General features: G+C 58.0%; 15 protein-coding genes. 8 read left to right on the top strand and 7 right to left on the bottom strand.

Features of this window, described 5'->3' with window-relative positions; genetic code table 11:
* Positions 1-6 precede the first annotated feature (6 nt).
* From FIV08_RS07895 to FIV08_RS07885, 3 genes are read right to left on the bottom strand one after another with little or no spacing between them, the layout of a single operon-like run.
* Complete coding sequence (locus FIV08_RS07895) at positions 7-651, bottom strand: outer membrane beta-barrel domain-containing protein (RefSeq protein ID WP_106695531.1); 645 nt, start codon at positions 649-651, stop codon at positions 7-9.
* Complete coding sequence (locus FIV08_RS07890; RefSeq protein ID WP_152437928.1) at positions 621-1,373, bottom strand: SH3 domain-containing protein; 753 nt, start codon at positions 1,371-1,373, stop codon at positions 621-623. The genes FIV08_RS07895 and FIV08_RS07890 overlap by 31 nt, the downstream gene beginning before the upstream one ends.
* Before the next feature lie 22 nt (positions 1,374-1,395).
* Positions 1,396-4,089 (bottom strand): PD40 domain-containing protein, encoded by a 2,694-nt coding sequence (locus tag FIV08_RS07885; protein WP_152437927.1) that lies wholly within the window; start codon positions 4,087-4,089, stop codon positions 1,396-1,398.
* A gap of 170 nt (positions 4,090-4,259) precedes the next feature.
* Here FIV08_RS07885 and FIV08_RS07880 point away from each other — a divergent pair, with 170 nt between their 5' ends.
* Genes FIV08_RS07880 through FIV08_RS07870 form a run of 3 tightly spaced genes read left to right on the top strand, consistent with a single transcriptional unit; the run spans position 4,260 to position 9,564 of the window.
* The gene (locus FIV08_RS07880) at positions 4,260-5,495 is read left to right on the top strand and encodes a hypothetical protein (RefSeq protein WP_152437926.1); all 1,236 of its coding nucleotides are present in this window, start codon (positions 4,260-4,262) and stop codon (positions 5,493-5,495) included.
* Positions 5,496-5,526: 31 nt separating this feature from the next.
* Positions 5,527-7,992 (top strand): LamG domain-containing protein, encoded by a 2,466-nt coding sequence (locus tag FIV08_RS07875; RefSeq protein WP_172972259.1) that lies wholly within the window; start codon positions 5,527-5,529, stop codon positions 7,990-7,992.
* 12 nt (positions 7,993-8,004) lie between these two features.
* Positions 8,005-9,564, top strand: coding sequence for a general secretion pathway protein GspF (locus FIV08_RS07870; RefSeq protein ID WP_152437924.1), 1,560 nt, complete (start codon positions 8,005-8,007; stop codon positions 9,562-9,564).
* On the opposite strand, the gene FIV08_RS07865 is transcribed toward FIV08_RS07870, so the two are convergent.
* Both FIV08_RS07865 and FIV08_RS07860 read right to left on the bottom strand, forming a co-directional pair.
* Positions 9,561-10,478, bottom strand: coding sequence for an FAD:protein FMN transferase (locus tag FIV08_RS07865; RefSeq protein ID WP_152439616.1), 918 nt, complete (start codon positions 10,476-10,478; stop codon positions 9,561-9,563). The two genes, FIV08_RS07870 and FIV08_RS07865, sit on opposite strands and share 4 nt — an antisense overlap.
* A 365-nt stretch (positions 10,479-10,843) precedes the next feature.
* Positions 10,844-12,991, bottom strand: a complete 2,148-nt coding sequence (locus tag FIV08_RS07860; protein ID WP_152437923.1) for a methyl-accepting chemotaxis protein — start codon at positions 12,989-12,991, stop codon at positions 10,844-10,846.
* Between the two features lie 362 nt (positions 12,992-13,353).
* Here FIV08_RS07860 and FIV08_RS07855 point away from each other — a divergent pair, with 362 nt between their 5' ends.
* From FIV08_RS07855 to malK, 5 genes are all read left to right on the top strand, one after another.
* Positions 13,354-14,604, top strand: coding sequence for an ABC transporter substrate-binding protein (locus FIV08_RS07855; protein ID WP_152437922.1), 1,251 nt, complete (start codon positions 13,354-13,356; stop codon positions 14,602-14,604).
* A gap of 149 nt (positions 14,605-14,753) precedes the next feature.
* On the top strand, positions 14,754-16,286 hold the full coding sequence (glpD, locus tag FIV08_RS07850; RefSeq protein WP_152437921.1) for a glycerol-3-phosphate dehydrogenase: 1,533 nt from the start codon (positions 14,754-14,756) through the stop codon (positions 16,284-16,286).
* Between the two features lie 55 nt (positions 16,287-16,341).
* Entirely contained in the window at positions 16,342-19,116 is a 2,775-nt protein-coding gene (gene malT / locus FIV08_RS07845; RefSeq protein WP_416376908.1) for an HTH-type transcriptional regulator MalT, read from the top strand.
* Between the two features lie 211 nt (positions 19,117-19,327).
* The gene (locus FIV08_RS07840) at positions 19,328-20,941 is read left to right on the top strand and encodes an alpha-glucosidase family protein (protein ID WP_152437920.1); all 1,614 of its coding nucleotides are present in this window, start codon (positions 19,328-19,330) and stop codon (positions 20,939-20,941) included.
* 31 nt (positions 20,942-20,972) lie between these two features.
* Positions 20,973-22,088 carry a maltose/maltodextrin ABC transporter ATP-binding protein MalK gene (gene malK, locus FIV08_RS07835; RefSeq protein WP_138436452.1) on the top strand — a complete coding sequence of 372 codons (1,116 nt, stop codon included), beginning with the start codon at positions 20,973-20,975 and terminating at the stop codon, positions 22,086-22,088.
* Positions 22,089-22,516: 428 nt separating this feature from the next.
* On the opposite strand, the gene malG is transcribed toward malK, so the two are convergent.
* Both malG and malF read right to left on the bottom strand, forming a co-directional pair.
* A complete protein-coding gene (gene malG / locus FIV08_RS07830; protein WP_058089505.1) occupies positions 22,517-23,407 on the bottom strand; it encodes a maltose ABC transporter permease MalG in 891 nt (296 codons plus the stop codon).
* 10 nt (positions 23,408-23,417) lie between these two features.
* Positions 23,418-24,959 (bottom strand): maltose ABC transporter permease MalF, encoded by a 1,542-nt coding sequence (gene malF, locus FIV08_RS07825; protein WP_058089504.1) that lies wholly within the window; start codon positions 24,957-24,959, stop codon positions 23,418-23,420.
* Positions 24,960-25,016: the final 57 nt, after the last annotated feature.

Raw genomic sequence — 25,016 nt, 5'->3', positions numbered from 1 at the left:
CTGTACTCAGAAAAAGACCGACAGGCCAGTGCTGACCTCGGTGTTCATGGAGGTTTTCTCGGCTCCAAGAACATCTATTCGGTAGTAGTGCTGCCGCAAGCCAATATGAACGGCAACGCTGTCCGTCAACAGCACCTGATAGCCTGCCCCCACGTTCAGAGTAAACCGGGTATCACCGGCAAAATCGGTGGCGCCGGCGCCTGCGATCAGGTAGAAATTGGTGTTGAATGCGTAGTTCTCGGTGAGGAAGGCCTCACCCGGAAGCACGTTGTAACCAAGGTTGATGTTGTAATACCTGTAATCCCGCTCACGATCGGTGAGCACCTCCACGTTACCGGCCAGCTTTTCGAAACTGGTCTCGCCGCCCTCCGCGAAGCCTATCCCTGCCTCGAAAAAGAAGGACTCACTGAAGTGGTAGGTGAGTTTGCCGCCATAAAGCAGTGACGACTCAAAGTCTTCGATATTAAGCACGCCCACAAAAACGCCGATTTCAAAATTCTCGGTGTCAATCAACGCCTCAGTGACTGGCACCGGGGTAACATCCGGCTCGATCAAGGGACGGTCATCCTGGGCCTGGGCCCCCATGGCTATGCATAGCCCTGCCCCGAGGCACAGCGGTTTCAGAAAAAGATGCTTAGTCCGATTTTCCATTCTGTCGCTTCTTCGTTGGTGGACCGGGTAGTGAACACTTTGTAATCCTTCACCTCGGCACGGATGAAATATCGATCGGTGATGTAAGCCCGGATGCCAAAGCCAGCATGGCCGACACTGTTATCCCGCTCTTCTGGCTCAGCCAGGGTGGCCTTGGGATCAACCCAGAGATGGCCGACCCCGAGCGTGAAAAAAGGGGATACCCGCCAGTGTGGAAAAGGCTGATGCACCAGGTTCGCATTGACCATGCGGATCTCGGAGGCGCTGCCCAGAATCTGCGAGGCCCAGAGCTCGGCGGAAAGGTTCCTTGTCATCCAGAAACCGCCATAGCCTGCCGTGACAGCGGCACCATCAAATTCACCCATCATCAGTCCGGCTTCGACTCGCCGGTTATTGAATGAATCGAAATCCGGTACCTGAAGGTCCACAGGGTTTCCTGTGGCATCCACGGTCCGGGCGATATCAGCAACGGCGACCCAGCCTTCCCGGCCACGGGCGTCCGTTACTTTGATCCAGTTGGTCTTGCGTTGAAGAATGGTCAGCCATTCCCCTTTCTCGCTGTTGTGGAAAACCGGGTAGCCAGTGGCCGGGCCGGTCCGCCAGGCAACGTAGGGCTCGGTCACCTGCACCCGGGCAACGCCATCGTCGCCCTGACCCCACAGCCAGCCAGCCCAGCTCTGGGTCGGCAAAAACAATACTAAAATGAGAATGGCAATGGGCATGGCGCGAGTATCAGTCCTTGGATCAGTCTTCCGGGGCATCAAAGGGGTTGTTGAAATACTGGCCGCCAATATCCAGCCATTCTGCGATTAGTCGAAGCTCGGCGGGCGTGAGGAAATCCCTGTGTGAACCGCCCTCTGCAAATACGTCGAAGAAATTACTGGCACGGGCGCCGTTGACAGACATTGAGGCCTGAACCGGAACCGTCACCATGATCGGCTGCACATTTCCTTCGGCATCCAGGATCGGGTTGCCTTCTTCGTCCTCCAGCACTTCTCCGGAGTCCACCAGTACATCCACCAGCGCACCGTTCACCAGTTCCTGCTCGTTGTCCGGGAACAGCAGTTCCCGGTAGGCGTTGAAGTGAAGCGGTTGCGCCGGTGACGGGCCGTCGCCGAGGTCCAGCTGCCCAGCTGGCACCTGCTGGGCGCCTGCGGCATCCGTATTGGTGTGACAACCGGTACAGGTGTAGTCATCCACCACCGCCATTGTGTCCGGATCCAATACCTCCCGATTGACACTCCAGAGCGGATGAATGTGCTGCTCATAATTGACAACGATCCGGCAATTCGACGCCCAGTCGGCCGCGCAAACGCCCGAAATAGGTGGAGGAATCTGTAGATCGGCGTAGGCATAGACAAAGCTCTCAGGCTTGGGATCCACGGCATCACCGGACCACTCATCGGCATAGATCACATCCGGCGTCGGCCGGCGAATATCATTGATGCGGGCAAACAACTCGGCCATGGTTTCACCCATATCGGCAAACAGACCCGAGTCGGTATTCGGAAACGGAAGGCCGGTGGTCGCTGCCCCACCCCAGACGGATCCGGGGCCGGCACCCGGTCTGCCGTGGGGAGTCGGACTGTTCGGATTATGGCAGCCTGCGCACTCGAGGGTCTCGCCAGGACGTACCATCAGCCAGTTCTGATGCCTGGCACCAATCCGTTGTCCCTGTTCATTCAGTACGCTGATGGCGAATGCGACATTGGCCGGCACGGCCACCTTCACGGAACCGTCCGGTTCTATCGGCACATAACCCAGGATTTCCCGCATTAGCTGGGCCCGGCTGCGGCCAAAAGCACTGTTGTCGAAATCCCGGACGTTTCTATCTGGGATAGCCACGGGTTTTTCCAGGCGCAGGAATCTGGCCGGGCGATCCTCCGGTGGTGTCTGCAGCGGATCGGCCATTGCAGCAATACCAGCCGGTGTGGTGTCCACCCCGTCTATATCGTAGACACTGCGAATGTGCAGCACCCCGTAACCGGCATCCCCCAGAGCCCCCTCTTTACCCGTAAACTGGGATTCCGGAATAAAGTCTTCCAGAGGACGCTCCTTCATCAGGACCGCTTCATCAAACTGGATGCCTTCAATAGGGGGAACCACCGGCCGCTGGGTTTCGCCATTGAGATCAAGTAGCCACAGACCGTAAACCGGCTCTGCCGGTTGATAATCTTCCGATTGCAGGCGATCTTCCGTGCAATTGACGATTCGATCAGTTGCTCCATCCCGCAACCGGCAGGGTGTCCAACTGACCAGGTAACGGTTGGTCCCATCCAGTAACGGTGAAACGGATGCGTAACTACCTTTCAACGACAGCTGTCCATCCAGGCCCACGCCGGGAACCAATGATTGTTGGCCCTCCCCTTCGGTGCCATCGATACGCAGGTTGGCCTCAACAAATTGGGCAACATCAACTTCCGCCGGAACGGACGCGTAGTCCTCGCTCTCAAACGGCCTCAGCTGCACCAACAACTTACCGTTGTCGGACTTGCGGGGCTGCAGATACTGAACATTGTTCGCTTCTGGCACAGAACCGTGGGAATGACGACCGTAAAGATAGCTCAGCCCGGTGCCGTCGGGGTTCACGCGGTAGAGATTTACACCATTGTTTCGGGTCTGGCCCGCATTGTCCCAGCGGCTGAAAATAATGGTGCCATCATCCGCCACCATGGGGTCGAGGTCGTGACTCTGGTTGAACGTGATCTGTTGAATATTCTGGCCATCATCATCCATCACATGCAGAACAAACGCCGGGTTATTACCCGCCTCCTCCAGACCTGAGTACTGGGGCTTACCTTCATCAAGCAGCACCGCCTTGGAAATCCGCTGACGGGTTGATGAGAAAACGATTCTGCCATCAGGAAGATAGGCTGGCGCAACGTCCTGCCCGGCCCGGGCAGTAACATCTGAATCAATGACACGGCGCAGGCCGTCGGTACCAACGTCATATTCCCAGATATTCCAGGTTGGCTGATCCTCGTCATCGGCGCCTTCGATTTCCGGGGCGCGCATGGCGAACAACAATCGGGAGCCATCATGGGATACGTGGAGATCTTTCACGTCGTACCGCAACCGGCCACTGTCATCGAGGAATTGTGGCCCGGTGAACGCCCTGGAAGCGATATCCCGCGTTTCGGCATCGGCGGAAGCCCTCGCCTTCAACAATAACCTTGCACCGGGACGAAAAGCGGCGGGGTCCGCCAAGTTGTCCTCCACCAAGGTGCCGGTGTTCTCGTCAAACAGCAGGGCCCGTTCGACATAAGCTACCGGGGTTTCGACAACGACCGGATCTGACTGCTGGCTGTCGCTGCCAGAGAGACAGCCGGAAAGCAACATTGCAACGCCCAGCGAAACCGCAACGCGAGCAGCGCAAAAAAAGGAGGGGGAGCCAGGAAACTTAATGTCCAACGTTACAAACCCTGTTTCGGATGACATTCCATGACATAAATTAAGTCGGTTCCGCGGGCAGGCTCCAAGGCTTTTAAGTAACCTAATGTAATAACGTGGCCTACGACTCAAAACGGAGGATATAGCAAGCCGTAAACTTTTAACAATTGTCAAAAAGCATTAATGTGCGAATGCTAACGATCACCGAGGGAAAGGACATGACCGCCCGGAACAGGATCAGAAGCCTGCTCACCAAGGCTTGCAGTACCGCCGTTCTCGTTGCATTGGTGTCTGGCCAGGCAGGCTTTGCCCAAGCTGGCCCCAGGGAACAGGCCAAACGAATCCATGACCGGATTGCCGGCGTGCCCCCTTCTGCCGATGTTCTCGACGACATGGAAAACGATATCGTTTCAGGCAGAGCGATTGAGGCAGCCTTCACTGCCATGCAGGACAGTGCCTTCTACGACGTCACCCTGAAGAATTTTGCGGCTCCCTGGACCAACGAGGCAATGTCGAAGTTCGTGCCCCTCAATGACTACATCGCCACGGTGATCGGCCTGGTGCGGGACGGGCAGGACTTCAGAAAAGTCCTGTATGACGATGTGTTGTATATCGGAAATCCTTCCCTGAATCTGCCGAACTACTCCACCAGCAACAACAATCACTACGAATCCCTGGAGAACAGCGGAGCCAGCCTCAGGGACCATCTTGAGCGGGTGAACCAGTCCACCTACACCGGCCTCCCCCCTTCTGCGACCGCTGGGGTGATCACATCTCGAGCGTCAGCCCGGGCGTTTTTCAGCGCCGGTACCAATAGGGCCATGTTCCGTTTCACGCTGATCAATCACATGTGCAACGACCTGGAACAGGTTGCAGATGTCACTCTGCCGCCCGACCGCATTCGCCAGGATGTTTCCCGCAGCCCCGGCGGTGACAGCCGGGTATTCCTGAACAACTGCGTTGGCTGCCACACGGGTATGGACCCCATGGCTCAGGCGTTTGCCTACTATGACTATGAATATAACGCCAACGCCGACCCTGACGGAGAGCTGGGTAGGCTCGTTTACAACGCAATTGGCGAAACGGATCCGGAGACAGGCTCCAGGGTTCAGGCCAAATATCACATCAATGCGGCAACCTTCGAACAAGGATACGTGACGCCGGACGACAGATGGGATAACTACTGGCGCCAGGGCGCCAACCGCCGCCTTGGTTGGGATCCGTCATTGCCGGGTTACGGCAATGGTGCCAAGAGCCTGGGCAGGGAGTTCGCCCACTCCAACGCCTTTGCCGAGTGCCAGGTCAAGAAAGTGTTCGAGAATGTCTGCCTGCGACCTCCCTCCAACGGCGCAGACCGTTCCCAGGTACGCAGTATGGTCACCAGCTTCGCAAGCCAGGGTTACGACCTGAAGCAGGTATTCGCAGAATCCGCTGTGTACTGCATGGGGGAGTGAGGACGCTATGACAACACGTAACGGAATTTTCATGAGCTCCCTTAGATCGGTGCTTTCAGTCATCGCCCTTGCGTTCCTGCTTTCGGCCTGCGGCGGCGAGTCCACGGAACAACTGCCGAATACCTCCCAGAATCCCGGCACGATTACCTACAACGGGCCGGCTCCCGCAACGGATGACGTCGCCAATTTCAAACGGACCGTATGGGATAATCTGGTCACCCAGGACAAATGCGGTGCGTGCCACGGCTCCAATGGCCAGGCTCCGACGTTCGTCAACGAGCTGGACGTTAACCTGGCTTACGCTCAGGCGAACTCCATTGTTAACCTGTCCGATCCATCCCAGTCTACGATGGTGACCAAGGTGGCCGGCGGCCACAATTGCTGGCTCCAGAGCACCTCGGCCTGTGTGGACATTCTCACCACCTATATCTCAAACTGGGCAGGCGGCTCTGGAGGCTCAGCCAAAACCGTTGAACTCCGCGCTCCAGCGCTCAAAGAACCGGGCGCTACGGTTGCCCTGCCCAGCGATCCTGGACTGTTTTCCAGCACGGTATACCCCGAACTCAGACAGTATTGCAGCGACTGCCATGCTGATGGTGGCCAGACCCCCTACATTGCCAGCGCCGACGTGACCACCGCCTACAATCAGGCGAAAAGCCGTATAGATCCGATGAACCCGGGCGCATCCCGACTGGTAGAGCGCCTGCGCTACGACTTTCACAACTGCTGGGGTGACAACTGCGAAGCCTCAGCTGATTTGATGGAGTTAAAAATTCTTGAAATGGTCCAGGACCTGAGCGCCCAACCTGTAGACCCCTCACTGGTTACGAGCAAAGCTCTCAACCTCCAGGCAGACGGCCTGCTTGCCAATTCCGGCGGCCGCTTTGAAGACAACGTGATTGCCCTCTACGAATTCAAGTTTGGTGAAGGCCAGACCGCCTTTGACACCAGCGGCGTATCGCCTGCACTGGATCTGACCCTGAGCGGCAACGTTGACTGGGTTGGGGGCTGGGGCATCGACCTTGGCCCCGCGGGCGAAAACGAGCAGGGCTTCATGATCCCGGCGGGCAAAGCTCAGGGTAGCACCACCGCCAGCCGGAAGCTGCATACCCTGCTGACTGCCTCCGGCGAATACAGCATTGAGGCCTGGGTCGCCCCGGGCAACATCACCCAGGAAGACGCCCGGATCGTGACCTATTCGGGTTCCTCCACCACTCGCAACGTCACACTCAGCCAGTCACTCCAGCGTTACGAAGTTCTGCATCGCAGCACCAACAGTGATGAGAATACGGCGTTCGCCACCCAGGACGCCGACATGCTTCTGCAGGCAACTTTGCAGCACGTTGTGGTGAACTACACCCCGGCGACCGGGCGTCAGATCTTTGTGAATGGCGTTCCAACCGGTGATGTCGACCCGGACGACGGCGGGCTGTTAACGGAATGGGACGACAGCTTTGCCCTGGTACTGGGCAACGAGACCGATGGCAACTCACCCTGGCAGGGCGCGATCCGCATGGTCGCCATCCACAATCGTATGCTGACACCGGAGCAGGTCCAGGCCAACTTCGAAGTCGGCGTTGGTCAGAAGTTCTACCTGCTATTTGGCGTTTCTCACCTGATCGACGTGCCGGAGAGTTTCATCGTGTTCGAAGTCAGCCAGTTCGACAGCTACGCGTACCGATTCACCAGTCCTTTCTTCATCAGCCTGGATGACTCCGCCGAGCCATCAAACATTCCACTGCGAGGCATGCGACTGGGCATCAATGGCAAGGAGGCGACTGTCGGACAGGCCTGGGCCAATCTGGACGTTGTTCTGGACAGCGGCAGCTATGAACCCGGCACCGGGCAACCGCTCTCCTCCCTGGGCACTATCATTGCTCTGGAGAACGGCCCCGGGAACGACGAGTTCTTCCTGACCTTCGACCAGCTGGGCGGAAACAGCTTTGCCCGTACCGAGCCTGTTCTGCCGCCTCAGCCAGAACCCGCTGACCTGCCACCATCGTCGGAGATCGGTCTGAAGACATTTGACGAGATCAACGAGTCCATGTCGCGGATGACCGGCGTTGCCACCACCCACCCGGCGGTCTTCAGCACATACACTACCGTAAAGCAGCAGTTGCCGACGGTAGAGACGATCCAGGGCTTCCTGTCTTCCCATCAAATGGCAGTCACCCAAATGGCTATTCAATACTGCGACGCCCTGGTTTCCAGCGGGCAATTAAGGGCTGAGATGTTCCCCGGGTTCGATTTCTCCGCCCCGGCCAGCACCGCATTTGATCACGGCCGCAAGAGCCTGGTTACCGGGCCTTTACTGGCCCGCTTCGTGGGCAGCAACCTGGCCTCACAGCCCGATGATAGTGCCATCGAAACAGAGCTAAGCGCGCTCATGGACAGACTGACGAGCTGTGGAGAAGGTTGTGCGCCTGACCGCACAGAAACGGTCGTTAAGGCAAGCTGCGCGGCTGTGCTTGGCAGCGCCACCACACTGGTTCAGTAGAGGAAGCCCATCATGTTCATACGCAAATCACGTAAGAAACCTCTGGCCAATGGCAGCCCACTACTCCATGACGACCACGGCAGGCCGAGGACGCGTCGAGAGTTTATCTCCCAGGGTCTGATGGCGGGGTCGGCGACAGTGTTCGGTGCTTCCCTGTTCAGCCTGTTCGGCAACCCGCGAATGGCAGCAGCAGCGCTTTCAGATGATCTGAACACGCTGAAAGAAAGCTGTGGCATAGCGGTTCAGGGTGCCGGCAAGATTCCGTTTATCTGTTTTGACCTGGCAGGCGGCGCCAACATTGCTGGCTCCAATGTACTGATGGGCAAGTCCGGCGGGCAAATGGACTTCCTGAGCACCGCAGGTTACAACAAACTAGGGCTACCCGGTGACATGCTGCCCAATGACCCGGCGTTTGTTAACACCGAACTGGGCCTGGCGTTCCATTCCGACAGCGGCTTCCTGCGCGGTATCCTGCAGAGCACCAGTGCCGGCACCCGCGCGGCAATTGACGGCGCCATTATTGCTGCCCGTTCAGAGAACGACACCGGCAACAACCCCCACAACCCGATGTACGGCATCCATCACGCGGGTGCCGACGGCTCCCTGCTCTCTCTCATAGGGTCCCAGAGTTCGGAATCCGGCGGTAACTCGTTGGCACCGATGAACCTGATCAATCCGGAGGTTCGACCCACCAAGATTGACCGGCCCTCAGACGTTACCGGTCTGGTGGACGTAGGCGATCTCATCGGCATTCTGGACCAGCAAGATGCTGTCGCCGTCATGGAATCCATCCAGCGCATCAGCGACGCCAAGATGAACCGGGTCAATACGGGCATCTCTACTGATGAAGTCGTCAAGGACCTGGTCCGCTGCGGCTATGTAAAGAGTGCCGATCTGGCCGACCGATTCGGCAATCCCGCTGACCTTGATCCAGAGCTGGATCTCGAAATCGTTGGCCCCACCGGCATTTTCAGCCGCGATGAGTTCAACAACAACCGGGAATTCCGTAAAACCGCCTCTGTGATGAAGCTGGTTCTAAACGGCTACGCCGGTGCCGGCACGATCACTATTGGCGGCTACGACTACCACACCGGCGAGCGTGGAACTGGCGAGCGCCGTGACGAACTGGCAGGCCGATGTATGGGTGCATGCCTGGAATACGCGGCCCGGGTGGGTATGCCGTTAATGCTCTATGTGTTCAGTGACGGTTCGGTGTCGAGCAACGGCCGGATTGACGATTCCGCGGACGGTCGCGGCAAGGGCGAATGGACCGGCGACAACCAACAGACGGCCGCCTCCTTCTTCCTGGTTTACAACCCTGGTGGCCGCCCCACTCCGATTCGCAGGCAGATCGGCTTTATGCGTTCGGATGCATCGGTGGAAACCGCCTCCAGCCCGGCGGCCAACAACGTCAACCAACTGGTCCAGACCGTGTTACTCAACTACATGGCATTGCATGGTGAACAAAACCAGTTCGGAACCCGCTTCAACGGTCACGGGCTGGGCAATGGCACCTCTCAGGACGGCCTGATTGCCTTCTCCAACGTGGTGAACGGTACGATTGGCAGTTAATCCGGACCGCTCGTTCCGCCCTGGCCTGATTGGGGCGGAACGAGGCCTTCTGACACGTGCATCATGCGCTGATCATCGATAACCACCACATCGATACCCGCCAGTCGCTCAACCATCTCCAACCCCCTTGCGGGTCCGAGCACAAACACCGCCGTGGAGAGGCCGTCGGTTGTCAACGCGTCCTCGCCAATAATGGTCACGCTCTGCACACCCTGAACCGACTTTCCGGTCTCGGGAGACAAAATATGGTGGACCCGGTCGCCCGCTTCATCCACGAAAAACCGCTCGTAATCCCCGGAGGTGGATACCGCCGTATCCTTGAGGGGCAGGACCACTGCGTTACGTCCTTCCACACGTGGATCCCGGATACCCACGTACCAGGGCCGTCCCCGCTTGTCACCCAGTAACCGCATGTCGCCACCTGCGCTGAGCCGGGCATGGCGTATGCCAAGGCTGACAAGGCGCTTGATTCCCAGGTCAACGGCATAGCCCTTGGCAATACCGCCCAGATCGACCCGGATCCCAGCCTGGCGGAATTCAACGGTTTGAGCATCCTGATCAAGAATCACATCCCGGAAATTCACCTGGGGCAGGCCAGATCGAAGTTCCTCCTCTGTCGGCCTTTTACCGGCTCTGAAATCGTAAAGGTACCCGACTGAACCAAAGGTGATGTCGAAGGCGCCATCACTGAGAATCGATACCTCCCGCGCCTTTTCAAGCACCTCGAACAGACCGTCACTGACGGCAACCGGACCATTGGCGGCGTTGCGGTTGAGTCGGGAAACTTCCGAGTCCTCCCGATAGCGGCTCATCTGCGCATCAACCTGATGAAAAACCGCCAGTACCTCCTCCCCAACCCGGTCCGCCAGCTTTTTGTCCTCTGTCCAGAACTCCAGCTCGATAGGTGTCGTCATGGCGGTGTCTGAAAACCGATACCAGTCAGCGCTGGCCGGCATTGAAAAGATGGCAAGCCCCGTTGCCACCACGAGAAACGGAAGAGTCGATCCAAGTTCGAAGGTCCAACGCTTGATAGTTACCAAGATCTCAATGGCTCCATTACATTCAGCGATGCCCAGGTTGGGCGAATCCGGGAAGTATATCGGTTTTTTTACCTGCAGCTGAAACGATGCATCGCAAGGACAAAGCCAGGTTAGAAACAGATCACTGACCTACCGGCCGCCAAAAGGACCAGGGCGCGCAGAACAGCACAAAGGCGTGAAAACGCCTTTGTGGACGCCGTTCAAACAGCCTTAAACCAGGGCCGTGTGTTGACTATCAGTCAGGCAACCTCGCCTGAGACCTGAAACTGTCCCGTCAGCCTCTGCAGCTTTGCCGCTGCGGCCTGCGTTCGCTCTGAGCTCGCAGATAGCTGTTCTACTACGCCACGCATGGCCGCCGCACTTTCCGAGACGCCGTGGGTCTGCTGACTTTGCTCGCGGTTCGTTTGCTCAATGCTGGCAATGGCCCGAAACAGCTTGCCAACCATATGATGCAAGTCCGAGCTGTCGTCGGCGGCAGCTTCCGCTTTGGCCAGCCGGTTCTCCATTTCCGAAATCCCCTCCTCCATAACGGCCACGGCCCTTTGTGTCTCGTCTTGCACGCCTTGCAGACGCTGGCCAATCTCTTCCGTTGCCTTTGCTGTGCGGCTGGCGAGCTGGCGCACTTCATCCGCGACTACGGCAAATCCGCGGCCTGACTCCCCGGCCCGGGCGGCTTCAATCGCCGCGTTCAGGGCAAGCAGGTTGGTCTGGGCTGCAATGTCATTGATGACCAGGGCAGTTTTGCTGATTTCCTCAGTCCGATCATTGGCAGCCCGAATTCCATCGGCTGAACGAGTGATCACCGTCCGGATGCTCCTTGCTTCCTCACTGACCCGGGCAAATTGCGCCTGGGCACGGCTGACCACCGCATCCATGCCTTCCCGCATTTCCTCGGCGGTCGTTGACGCGTTATTGATTTCTTTTTCCTGAACACCGGCACCGCGCACCATATCGTCGATGTGAGCCAGCACAGACTGAACCCGCTCATAGGCGCTGCGATTGTGGGTCACCATCTGGTCACTGGCTTGCCGGGAGTCTGCGGCCAGCGTCAACACCTGACCCACCATGCCATCCAGGCTGTCAATAAAGCTGTTGGTCCAGCGGGCCAGGTCTCCGCTCTCATCCCGGCGCGTCCGGCTCAGGTCAATCCTTTGCCGCAAGTTACCTCCGCCCTCGGCAATGTCACGGATGATATCCCCCATGGCGGACAACTGCTCCGACACCGGTTTGACAGAAGTGGATCTGAAGATCATCACCATGGCGAAAATGGCCAGGGCATTGATCCCGCTTTCGAGCCATACCGACACCTCCAACATGGACGATGCAAGATTCACCAGCCACAGCGCCGCGGCCAGCAAGCCCAAACGACTGGATAACCGCCAGCTGATGGAGCGCCGTCGGTACACCTCTTCCAGATCGCCTTCACACATCATGCCCCAGGTATCAAGCGAACCAGGCATCTGAAAGGTGATGCCCTTGCCAATCACCGGGATGTGTCGATAGTCGGAATAGCCCGGGTACAGCACGTACAGGTTCTCACCATTGGCAATGGTCTCCCTGACACCGGGGTGCAAGCGGCCGGTTGCCGGATCGGTAAACCGTATCTCGAATTCAGTGTGCTCCCAAATACGCACCACACCGAAGCCGGTTTCTATGCCGTCTTTAAGGTTATCGCCGTGGCTGAAGGTGGCATCTTCGAAGCGGGATCGGGACAGCGCCGTTCCCGGCGAGATGGACTTGTCAAAACGACTGTCGATCATGAACAGGTAGTTGTCGCCGGACTCCTCAAAAACGTGTCCGGCCTCACGCTGAATCAGATCGCTCATCACATCATTGGGAATTCGCGCACACACAGCTGCCCGCTGGCCCCCGGCCAACTCGATAGGCTGATAGAACATCAGAGTCACCGCATCGTGAAACCGACTGGTAGTCTTGCCCAACGACGCCGTTACCGGGTCCCGGTAGGGACCATGCAGGAAACGCTCACCCGTTCCCCTCCGGACAGCCTCCGGAGCCAGGTCACGCTTGCCGTTGCGGACAGGCACGCTGGACGCAACAACCTGGCCATCCTCTGCCACCACAAACAGCTCGGATATCTCCCTTAGCCGGGTGGAGGTCTGGGCAATGGTCTCCCCCAGGGCTTCGGGGTTCTTGCCATACAGGCGGCCAGCAACGGATTCCAGAAACGACCACTTGTGTTCAGCCCACCCAATCAGGGCATCACGTCTGGTTCTGGCCAGGTTCTCGAATATCTGTTCATTGGTCTCGTACATGTTTCGGTTCAGGAAACTGGACCAGCGCATGGCCAACTTTCCGTTACGCCCAAAGACAGGCAACCAGGAACGCTCACCGGCAGACAGGTTCATGTTGTAGCTTTTCAGAGTCATTTCAGGATTCTCCAGACCGGACATCGGAGCAGAACAGAGTTATTCGCCCCCTCGGAACCCTGAGACCTCAGCAAAGATCGGGCCTGCCAGCACCCAACAACCCAAACGTGAGCCAATTCACACTACTCACCCTGGAACACACAGATTCCTGCGCACCAGGTTGGTGCACACACAGGACATGACGCAAAATCACGCACCATTTTCGCACAACCTGATGCATATCAAGACCCTACAAATTGTTACGCCAAATTCCACTTAAGTCCCATTGTTGAGCTACCAACGAGGGCAGACACTAATCCTGCTTGATCCGAACAACAAAAATAACCCGCATTCGGGGTCCAAACCGTTGGAGGCCAACCACAATGAGTTTCAGAAACTTCCTGCTCACGGCATGTCTACTGCTGCTGGGCAGCTCGGTAGTGTATGCAGAAACACTCAAAATAGGACTCAACTACCCTCAGACTGGCCGGTACAAAGACCAGGGGCTTCAGCAACGACTGGGGGCTTTCCTCGCGGTTGATGAGATCAATCGAGCCGGCGGCGTGATGGGGCAGCCCCTGGAACTGGTTATCCGCAATTCCCGCGGTGAACCCGACCAGGGCGCACAGAACACTGCCGAGCTTATCGACCGTGAGGGTGCACAGATGGTCTTTGGCGGAGTATCCAGTGCCGTTGCCATTTCATCAGGCAAGGCAGCCAGGGATCGCAATCGACTCTATTTCGGCACCCTCACCTATTCCAATGCCACCACCGGCAGTGAAGGCCACAGCCATATGTTCCGGGAACCCTACAACGCCTGGATGACCGCCAAGGCCTTGAGCCAATACCTCAATCGCCACCACGCAGACCAGAACTACTTCTACATCACTGCTGACTACACCTGGGGCTGGTCAGTGGAAGAGTCTGTGCGCAAGTTTTCCAACACCGAAGACACAGAACAGCATAAAGGCGTGAAAACGCCCTTCCCCCGGGCGCTGATTACTGACTTCCGGGTGGCCCTGGAGCAAGCCGCCGAGAGTAACGCGGAAGTACTGATGCTGGTGCTGTTTGGCGACGACATGGTCAGAGCCCTTAACGCCGCCTATGAGATGGGCCTGACCAAACGAATGCAGGTTGTGGTGCCAAACCTCACCCTGGGAATGGCACGCCAGGTCGGACCAACCATCATGGAAGGGGTGGTGGGCGCCGCCCCATGGGTATGGAACCTGCCCTATGAAAACAACTATCAGCGCGGCAAGGATTTTGTTGAAGCCTTCTCCAGCCGCTACGAAATGCGCCCCTCCTCGTCTGCCGCGTCGGCCTACAGCATTGTTTACCAGTACAAAGCCGCCGTCGAACGCGCCGGCAGCACCAATACCCGAGCGGTCATCCGGGAACTTGAGGGGCATCGCTATAGCTTCCTGAAAGATGAGCAGTACTGGCGGGCATTTGACCACCAGAACGTGCAGACCGTCTATGTGGTGAAGGTAAAGCCCCGTGAGAAGATCATGGCGGACCAGTTCAGCTCGGACTACTTCGACATCATCGATTCCATGCCCGGCGACGAGGCCGCCCAGACCAGGGAAGAGTGGGAAGCTCGCCGCCGTGAAGCCGGCAAGCCGGTTTCACTCTGACCCGGCCGGCCCCGGGGCATCCTGCCCACGGGGCGGCCATTCAGTGACGCCGTCGCTTTACCCCCTGCGTTCATTCTCTGATAATCAGCATTCACTCAAAGGATGATCAGGGGCAAGCAGGCGTGTTAACAGGGCAAAGCAGTCAACGAATGGAAGCAAACGAACCGTCAGGCGTTCCTGACCAGTGCGATCTGCTGGTTATCGGCGGCGGTGTTAACGGTACCGGTATTGCCATGGACGCTGCCGGGCGTGGCCTGAACGTCATACTGTGCGAGATGAACGATCTGGCATCCGCCACCTCATCAAGCAGCAGCAAGCTGATCCACGGCGGGCTTCGGTACCTGGAGCATTATGAATTCCGGTTGGTCCGGGAGGCCCTGGCCGAGCGAGAGGCGCTGTTACGCAATGCGCCACACATCATGTGGCCCATGCGCTTTCGCCTGCCTCACCAGCCCCACCTGCGCCCGGCCTGGATGATTCGTACCGGGCTGTTTCTTTACGACCACCTGGCAAAGCGGGAAATGCTGCCTGGTTCAAGGGCCATCAGCTTTGACCAGAACTCTCCCCTGAAACCCGACATTACCAAAGGTTTCGAGTACTCAGACGGCTGGGTGGACGATGCCCGACTGGTGGTGCTTTCCGCCCGCAAGGCGCAGCAGAAAGGCGCCACCATACTGACACAAACTCGCTGCATTCAAGCGAGCCGCCAGGGCCCGCGCTGGAAAGCGGTTCTGGAAGATACCCGAAGAGATCGCCAACACACCGTTCACGCCAAGGTGATCGTCAACGCCACCGGCCCCTGGGTCAGCCAGCTGTTCGGCGATAGCTTCGGCATGCAGGCCCCGAAACAGATACGAATGGTCAAAGGCAGCCACATTGTGGTGCCCCGCCTGAACGCCGACACCGAGGCCTACATCCTGCAGAATCAGGACGAGCGAATCGTCTTCGTCATCCCTTATGAAGAACACTTCTCCCTCATTGGCACCACCGATGTGGATTACGAAGGCAACCCGTCCGAGGCCCGGATATCACCGGAAGAAACCGATTACCTGCTGACCATCGTCAACCAGTACTTCCGTCGACAGCTTGGGCCGGAAGATGTGGTGTGGAGCTACTCCGGTGTCCGGCCACTGATGGATGATGAACAGGGAACCGCCCAGACAGCCTCCAGGGACTACTCCTTTGAGGTGGACGAAGTGGACGGCCAGCCACCGCTGATCTCCGTTTTCGGCGGCAAGATCACCACCTTCCGGAAGCTGGCCGAGGCGGTGACCGACAAAGTATGCGAGTACTTCCCAGGCGCCGGAAAATCCTGGACCAGGCAAGCCATTCTGCCGGGCGGAGACTTTGGTAACCAGCAACAACTGGCGGCGGAGCTTGAGATTAACTACCCGTGGCTGAACACCGACAGTATCCGCAGATTCGTGCGCTGTTACGGTACCGACAGCCATCAGATCCTGGCCGGCTGCAAATCCAGGGATGACCTCGGGCACTGGTTTACCGACACTCTCAGCCAACGGGAGGTCGATTACCTGGTGACGCGGGAATGGGCTGTTACTCCGGAAGACGTCCTTTGGCGAAGAACGAAACAGGGGCTCTACATCAACCAGGCGGAACTCCAGAAGCTAAAAGACTACCTGCAGTCCCAATTCAGCCTGGAAATGCTAGAGTGTTCTTCCTGATCACAGTGATTGACTAATACGTTTAACCCTGGCTCGGCCAGAGGACAATAATAAGATGTCTGAGAAACCGTTCATGCCAACCACACCGGCGCCATCAAACCTGACCTTTATTGCCGCTAAAACCAGCGCCCCTTTGCCGCCGGCCGGCTTGTTAGCCCGGGAAAAATTTAACGACCTGCTGCAAACCCAGGAGCCGGTCTCCCTGTTGCTGGTTCATGCCCCGGCAGGCTATGGCAAAACCACCACCCTGGCCGAACGCCTGGACGAACTGGAGGCAAAGGCCGCATGGTACCGCCTGGAAAATACCGACAACGACCCCGTCCGGTTTGCCGGGTACCTGGCCCATGCCCTTGATCAGATTGTCGATACGCCGGATATGCCTGCGTTTGATCCAACAGGGGGCCAGCAGGGTCACGGTCTCGAATCATTTCTCACAGAACTCCTTGCCGGACTGCCACCTTCTGAAGATCCCAGTTACCTGGTGCTTGATGACTACCAGGTCATCACCAACCCGGAGATTCATCAAGGGCTCCGGTTCCTGCTGCGACATCTGCCGCCCTACCTCACTCTTGTTGTCATATCCAGAACACTTCCGCCCCTGGGTGTTGCCCAGCTCAGGATGAAGGGGCAAATGATTGAAATTACCAGCAGGGATCTCGCCTTTGATGCCGATGAGGCGCAAAGCTACTTCGAGCAACGGCTGCCATTTGAGGTTTCCCGGGAAAACATCGAGCGGGCGGTTCGACGGGTAGAAGGCTGGGTTTCGGCGCTGCAACTGTTGTCTGCCTCCGCCCGCACCAGCATCGAGTTCAGTCATTTTGTCGACCAGCTTGACCAGGGTAACCAGCACATTTTTGACTACTTTGACGAACTGGTCGGGCAGGACCTGAGTGAACAACAACGCTCCTTCCTCCTGCGCACCAGCATCCTTGACCGTTTCAACGCGGGCATGGTCATGCGGGTGATGAACGATTCCGATGGCCAGGCACTGCTCGGCAGCCTCCTGGCCATGGGGTTGTTCATCACGCCCGTTGATAACAGCGCGCTCTGGTTTCGTTATCACCAGCTGTTCTCCGTCTACCTGCGGCACCTGCTTGCCAGTACCACACAGGAAAATCAGAGAGCCTTGCACCAGCGCGCCACCGATGCGTGGCTGGAGCTGGACCACGCAGAGGAGGCCGCCCGGCATGCAGTCGCCGCAGAAGACCCGGAGCGCATTACCCGGGTTCTGAATCAGCATGGCCGAAAGTTCTTTACCGAAGGCCAGTTCACGCTACTGCAACGATGCCTGGACGCCCTGCCCCAGAAAATCATTGCAGAAGATCCAACACTGACGTTGCTTCGGGCCTGGGTAGCCCAGGGACAATACAAGTTCGACGAGGTAGAAAACTGGCTATCCGCCGCTGAGACCCAACTGAAAGCGGTCATGAGCGAGGAGTCCCAGCGGACAGTCCATGGCGAATTCAGTGCCATCAGAGCCCAGGTGGCTATGAACTATGGCGACAGCGACCGCGCCCTGGCATTGGCACGGGAAGCGGTAGCGCAAGAAGCCGCCTACCTGCCCACCTCACGGGTTGCAGCTGCTTCGGTTCTGGGTGAAGCCCTGTTTGTCCGGGGCGAGCTGCAGGAGGCCTTGACCCGGATGCAGGAAACCGAACATATGGCCCGGGCCCATCAGGCGCACCAGAATGTGATCTGGGCCCTGTGCCAGCAAAGCGAGATCAGCGTGGCAATGGGGCTTTTACAAAAGGCCTACAACATTCAGGAGCGGGCATTTCAATATGCCGAAGAGAACCAGCTGAACCACCTGCCCATTCTCGAGTTCCTGTTCCGGATCCGCAGTCAGGTGATGTGGGAATGGCATCACCTGGAGAGCGCGGAACGTTGCGCACTCCAGGGCATAGAGATTCTGGAAGCCCAGGGCGAACGTTGGTATGTCCAGAGCTACACCACTCTGGCCAAGGTTGCACAGGCCCGCGGCCGCCAGAGCCTGTGTGCAGATTACATCGCCAAGGTCCAGAAAATGCTCGCCGCTGGCGACTACCATCTGGATTGGGTTGCCAACGCCCATGCCACCATGCTGACGTACTGGGACGCCGTGCGAGACCAGGATGCCATTCAGCGTTGGCTGACCATTGCACCACCGTGTAAACCGGAGGCGGCAACCAACCATTTCTATCAGTGCAACGGTCGAAACCGGGCCCGTGCCCTGATGAGTCTGGGCCAATATCAGGACGCCCGGCCAATCCTGGAGGCACTGACCAGCGTTGCCGGCCAGATCGGCCTGAAAACCGACCTTAACCGCAACCATATCGCGCTGGCCTATCTGTTCTGGCAGATCGAAAATCGCGAAAAGGCTCTGGAACACATGCGCCTGGCCCTGGAACTTGCCAGCACCACCGGCGCAGTGGGAAGTTTTCTGCGCCTGGGCAAGGTGCTGATCGTCATTCTCAAAGCGCTGATCAACGACGGCCTGATTGAGGGCATGGAACAACAGCGGGCCGAGCGCCTGATTCAGCTTGCTCAACAGCAGCGGGATTTCAGCCGAGCGATCCGGATTTCCCTGGACGAAGCCATCATCCAGGACATCATCGACCGGCCGGATGTGCCGGAACTGATTCGCACCTCGCCCCTAACCCGACGAGAGTGGCAGATACTGAGCCTGATTCATGCCGGTCTGTCCAACGACCAGATCGCCGAGCATCTTAAAGTGGCTTCCACCACGGTGAAAACCCACATCCGCAGCCTGTACCAGAAGCAGAACATCAGCCACCGCTCGGAAGCGATTGAACTGGCCAAGGACCTGCTGAGCAAAATCCAGGGGGAGTGAGCCGGTCTCGGCTCCTCCGCCCTTCACGCCCACTACTACCCCATACGCCCCGCTACGCCCCCCTCCTCCCCCCGGCTACGCCGACAAAAACACGGGCAGGAGGATGAACCACCCAAGGCAACATCGCACCATGGCAGGTGTATTGATCGGTGGGGATTCGCCTCCATCGCACAACAAGAACTTTTCACCACCAGGGTGTAAGTGAGGCAAGATGAGCAGAAATCCGGACTGGTGGCGTGGCGCCGTTATCTATCAAGTGTATCCACGCAGTTTCTATGACTCCAACGGCGACGGAGTGGGCGACCTGCCCGGGGTAACCGCCAAGCTGGACTACATCGCCAGCCTGAATGTGGATGCCATCTGGCTGTCCCCGTTTTTCACCTCTCCGATGAAAGACTTTGGATACGACGTCTCTGACTACCGCAATGTCGACCCGATATTCGGAACCCTGAAAGATTTCGATGAACTGATCGCCGAAGCCCACAAGCGGGGCCTGAAGATCATGATCGACCAGGTGCTGAGCCACTCTTCCGACCAACACCCCTGGTTTGTGGAAAGTCGCCAGTCCCGGGACAATCCAAAAGCCGACTGGTATGTGTGGGCCGATCCCAAGCCAGACGGCTCTCCGCCCAACAACTGGCTGTCCGTGTTCGGCGGTTCCTCCTGGGCCTGGGACAGTCGCCGCAAGCAGTACTACCTGCACAACTTCCTGGCCAGTCAGCCAGACCTGAACTTCCACAACCCGGAGGTTCAGGAACAGGTGCTGTCCGATGTGAAATTCTGGCTGGACCGGGGAGTTGACGGGTTCCGCCTGGACGCCATCAACTTCTGCTTCCATGACCGCAAGCTGCGAGACAACCCGCCAAGCAAGGCATTGCAGGAAGGCTCCATCGGTGTTCGCAAGGAAAACCCCTACGCCTACCAGCATCACAAGCATGACAAAACCCAGCCGGAGAACCTGACGTTCCTGAAACGGCTACGCGTGCTGCTGGATCAGTACCCGGGCACCACGACCGTGGGCGAGATCGGCGATGATGATTCGTTGCAGACCATGGCGGACTACACCAGTGGCGGTGACAAGCTGCACATGGCCTACTCGTTTGACCTGCTGACCGAGCAACATGGTGCCGACTTTTTCCGCAAGACCGTGGACACCATTGAACAGAAACTGACCGACGGCTGGCCGTGCTGGGCTATTGGCAACCACGATGTGGCACGGGTGGCCACGCGCTGGCAGGCCCGCTCGGAACAACAACTTAAAGCCTACATGGCCATGTTGCTGACACTGCGGGGCAGCGTGTGCATCTACCAGGGTGAAGAGCTTGGCCTGACCGAAGCGGAGCTCCAGTACGAAGACCTCGTGGACCCTTACGGCATCAACTTCTGGCCAGAGTACAAGGGCCGGGACGGCTGCAGGACTCCCATGGTCTGGCACCACGAAGAAACCCACGGCGGCTTTTCCAGCACCAGCCCCTGGCTGCCCGTGTATGATGATCATTACAACGCCGCCGTTGCCCTGCAGCATGCCGAAGATAATTCCGTGCTCACCGCCTACCGGAGTTTTCTGGGCTGGCGTCGGGAGCAGGCTGTCCTGCTGGAAGGAGACATCGAATTCCTCAAGAGCCCGAAGGACACACTGGTGTTCGTCAGGAGTCTCGGCGAGGAACGCCTGGTCATTGTTCTGAACCTGAGCGAGACCGGAAATACCGTGACGCTGCCGGCGCAAGGCTCTCCCATGACCGGAACCCCCGATTTCATCGGCGGTCAATGGCACGGCAAACAACTGAAACTGGGGCCCTGGGGTATTGAAATCGCCAGGCTCTGACGGGTGACCATCGAACAAGAAGATAAACGCTATGGCCAGTGTAACCCTGAGAAATATCTGTAAAAGCTATGACGACGCCCAGGTAACCAAGAACGTGAACCTGGACATCGATGACGGCGAGTTTGTGGTGTTCGTCGGCCCCTCCGGCTGCGGCAAGTCGACACTGCTGCGAATGATTGCCGGGCTGGAGGACATAACCACCGGCGACTTGTACATCGGAAATGGCCGGGTGAATGACCTGCCCCCCAAAGAACGGGAAGTGGGCATGGTCTTCCAGTCTTACGCCCTCTACCCCCACATGGATGTGGCGGAGAACATGGCCTTCGGCCTGAAGCTCGCGAAAACCCACAAGGACGAAATCAACCGGAGGGTTCAGGACGCCGCCACCCTGCTGCAACTGGACAAGCTCCTGGAGCGCAAGCCCAAAGACCTGTCTGGCGGCCAACGCCAGCGGGTCGCCATCGGCCGTACCATCGTTCGGGAGCCGGCGGTGTTCCTGTTTGACGAGCCGCTGTCCAACCTGGATGCCTCGCTGCGCGTTCAGATGCGGATCGAAATATCACGTCTGCACAAACGCCTGGGCGCCACCATGATTTATGTCACCCACGATCAGGTGGAAGCCATGACCATGGCCGACAAAATCGTGGCTTTGGATAACGGCTGCATTGCCCAGGTGGGCAAGCCCATGGAACTCTACCACTATCCGGCCACCCGCTTTGTGGCGGGCTTTATCGGCTCACCGAAGATGAACTTCATCGACTGCCAGGTGGCTTCTGCCAGTAACCAGTCGGTCACCGTGACCCTGCCGGGTGACCATCAGCTGGAATTGCCGGTGAATGGTCATAACCTGCTTGAGGGCGAAAACGTCACTCTGGGTATACGTCCGGAACACCTGACCGAAGACCAGGAGGCCGACATGTACCTGCAAGGTGAGGTTCACGTTGTCGAGCGTCTGGGTTATCAGACCCTGGTGCACCTCGACGTTAACAACGTGGAGGGCGTGCTGACCATGCGCACCGATGGCGGTAACCCCGTTCAGGAAGGCGCACCCATGACACTGGGGCTGAATGCCAACAAGTGCCATCTGTTCCGGGAAGACGGCGCCGCCTGCCCCCGCCTCTATCGGGAACCGTGCATCGACTTCTAGGGCCCTGCCCGCTTCTGATTTGATCTGCAGTACACTCTCCTTGGCCGGTATTCGTTACCGGCTTTTTTGTGCCCCCTACCTTGACCTCACTGGTGACAGCCGGCCGCACGCCCATGTGGGAGGCCCTTTCCAAAACACGCTGTGAATACATCCCTGTACGCTCGGCTCCGCCATCCCTGGCTCCGCACGGTTTTGGAAAGGGCCTCCCACATGGGCGCGCTACATCAGGCGATAGGCAACCGGAATCAAGGGGCTGCGCACCATCCTGTTAAGTCCACAAAAAAAAGCCCGGTCAGCAGGGGGGATAACTCTGACCGGGTCGCGAAAGATAACGCGGGAAGACGCAGGTCGCGTAAGGAAGCCGTGCGGGATCTTCCGCTACGGCCTGGGAGAGCGGGCCCTCGCGGGCCCTGAGAGCAACAACAAAGCTAGCCTTTGACACCACCGGCGGTCAGCCCGCCGACAATCCACTTCTGGCAATACAGAAAAATCACGGTGATCGGCAGACCAGACAACACCGCCGCCGCGGCAAAGTCGCCCCACAGGTAGTTCTGCTCGTACAGGTACTGCTGAGCACCCACCGCCAGGGTCAGCTTGTTGGTATCCACCAGCAGCACCGAGGCCATCGGGTATTCCATGATGGTCATGATGAACGCCAGGATGAACACCACCACCAGAATCGGCACCGACAACGGCAACAGGATGTAGCGGAATGCCTGCCAGGTGGTGGCACCGTCAACGATGGCGGCTTCCTCCAGCGACCGGTCGATGGAATCGAAGTAGCCTTTAATCGTCCAGATGTGCAGCGCCATGCCGCCCAGAGAGGCCACGATGACGGCACCATGGGTATTCAAACCCAGCCAGCTGACATGATTGCCGATCTGGTCGAACAACGCATACAGCGCCACCAGGGACAGCACCGGCGGGAACATCTGAAAGATCAGCATGGATTTGAGTACTGCGCCTTTGCCCGCAAACCGCATGCGGGCGAAGGCATAGGCACTGGTGGTAGACAATGCCAGAATCAGAATGGACGAAACCACCGCCACCTTGATTGAATTCCAGAGCCAGAGCAGCACAGGAAACGGCGGTTGGGTAGTAATGCCGGCGTCGTCTGTGTAGGGAATACCCAGCGCCAGATACCAGTGTTCCAGCGAGGGATTCTCCGGCAACAGGCTACCGGAGGCAAAGTTACCGCTGCGGAAGGAGATGGAGATCACCATCAGCAGCGGGAACAGAATCACCGCGATAAATGCCAGCATGCCCAGATGGGATGCCAGCACACGGTATTTAGTGGAGCGCGGTTGAACCATCGCCATGGGAAGCTCCTTATACCTTGACCTTGGACAGTTTCAGGTTGATCAGCGACAGCGCGCCAACCACCAGGAAGATCGCTGTGGCGATGGCAGCCGCCAGCCCGAAATTCTGCCCGGAATCCTGGAATGCAATGCGATAGGTGTAACTCACCAGCAAATCGGTTGTGCCAGCGGGCGTGCTGGCTCCGATAATATCCGGTGCGCCACCGGTCAACAGGGCAATCAGAACAAAGTTGTTGAAGTTGAACGCAAAACTGGCAATCAGCAACGGCGTTAGCGGTTTGATAATCAGTGGCAGAGTGATGTTGAACAGATTGCTGATGGGCCCGGCTCCATCCATTGCCGAGGCCTCGTAGAGATCCCGGGGGATGGCCTGCAACAGCCCCATGCACAACAGCATCATGTAGGGATAACCCAGCCAGGTGTTGACGATAAGAATCATCGAACGGGCCAGGGCCGGATCACTGAACCAGTCCGGGCGAACACCGAATAAACCTTCCAGAACCAGGTTGATCTCCCCGAAGTTCTGGTTGAACAGACCTTTGAATACCAGAATCGAGATGAAGGCGGGCACCGCATAAGGCAATATCAGCATCGTGCGGTAAAAACCCTTGCCTCGAATCTGGTCCCACTGCAGCAGATTGGCTAGTACCAGCCCAAGCGCCAGGGTAAACACCACCGTCGCCAGGGCGAACGACAGCGTCCAGACAAAAATCTGCAAAAAGGGCCCGCGAATACTGGGGTCGCTCACCACTTTCAGATAATTGTCCCAGCCAATATTGACTGTCCAGCCCGGAGAAATGGCATTGCCATCGGCGTCACGGTAGAACCCCGTCTCGTGGTCCGGAAAGTAGGTCACGCCGGTTTCGTTATTGGTCAGGGTTTCGTTATCGTGCAGCGTAAACCGGCTGTGTATCGCCGCGAAGGAGCGCAGACTCGCCAGGCTCAGCTCCCGGCCATCTTCGGTGACCAGCTTCAGCTTCGACAGGTCGCTCCGCAGCTGGATGATGTCGCGGATGGCCAGAGGCTCGCCCTCCGGGAGGTCCGCCGATGGCAATACCGGAAAACGGGACTCTTCCGTTCCCAGTTCAATGGGGGGCGACACCAGGTCCTGATGGACGCCGTCCAGGTACAGGACATAGCCTTGATCCGTCTGAAACAGCTGGTAGTCATAGCGAACCGACTCGGATTGATAGGTCCGGCCAAGCAGGTTTTCTTTCACCTGGTCAAAGCTCAGAAGATTGCTGGCGCTGTAATTGGTGAAACCGATGCCCACTGTGTACATCAGCGGGAAGATCACAAAGACGCCCATACCGGCGACCGCCGGAAATATGTAACGATGCGCATAGAGTTTCCGGCTGACAAACACTGCCACGGCAGAGGCGGTCAGCACCAGAAACAACATGGCGAACACAAATTCGCGCTGGGCGTACAACGCCAGGATCAGGTAGAGCGCCGCTATCAGCAATGCCGCCAGCGTGCCCCACTTCAGGAATACTCGTGTCATGGAGTGTCTGCTATCAGTCGCGGAGGGAGACAGGGTTTCCGTTATCATTGTAGTCAGCCTGTAGGTTGCCGTCGCCTCGGGGCAACGGCTTCATCACTCAGGGTC

Origin of the sequence: Marinobacter sp. THAF197a, assembly GCF_009363275.1 — a bacterium.
Classification (GTDB): Bacteria; Pseudomonadota; Gammaproteobacteria; order Pseudomonadales; family Oleiphilaceae; genus Marinobacter.
Note: the sequence above shows the minus strand (reverse complement) of the source record. Positions and strands in the feature narration are given on the sequence as shown.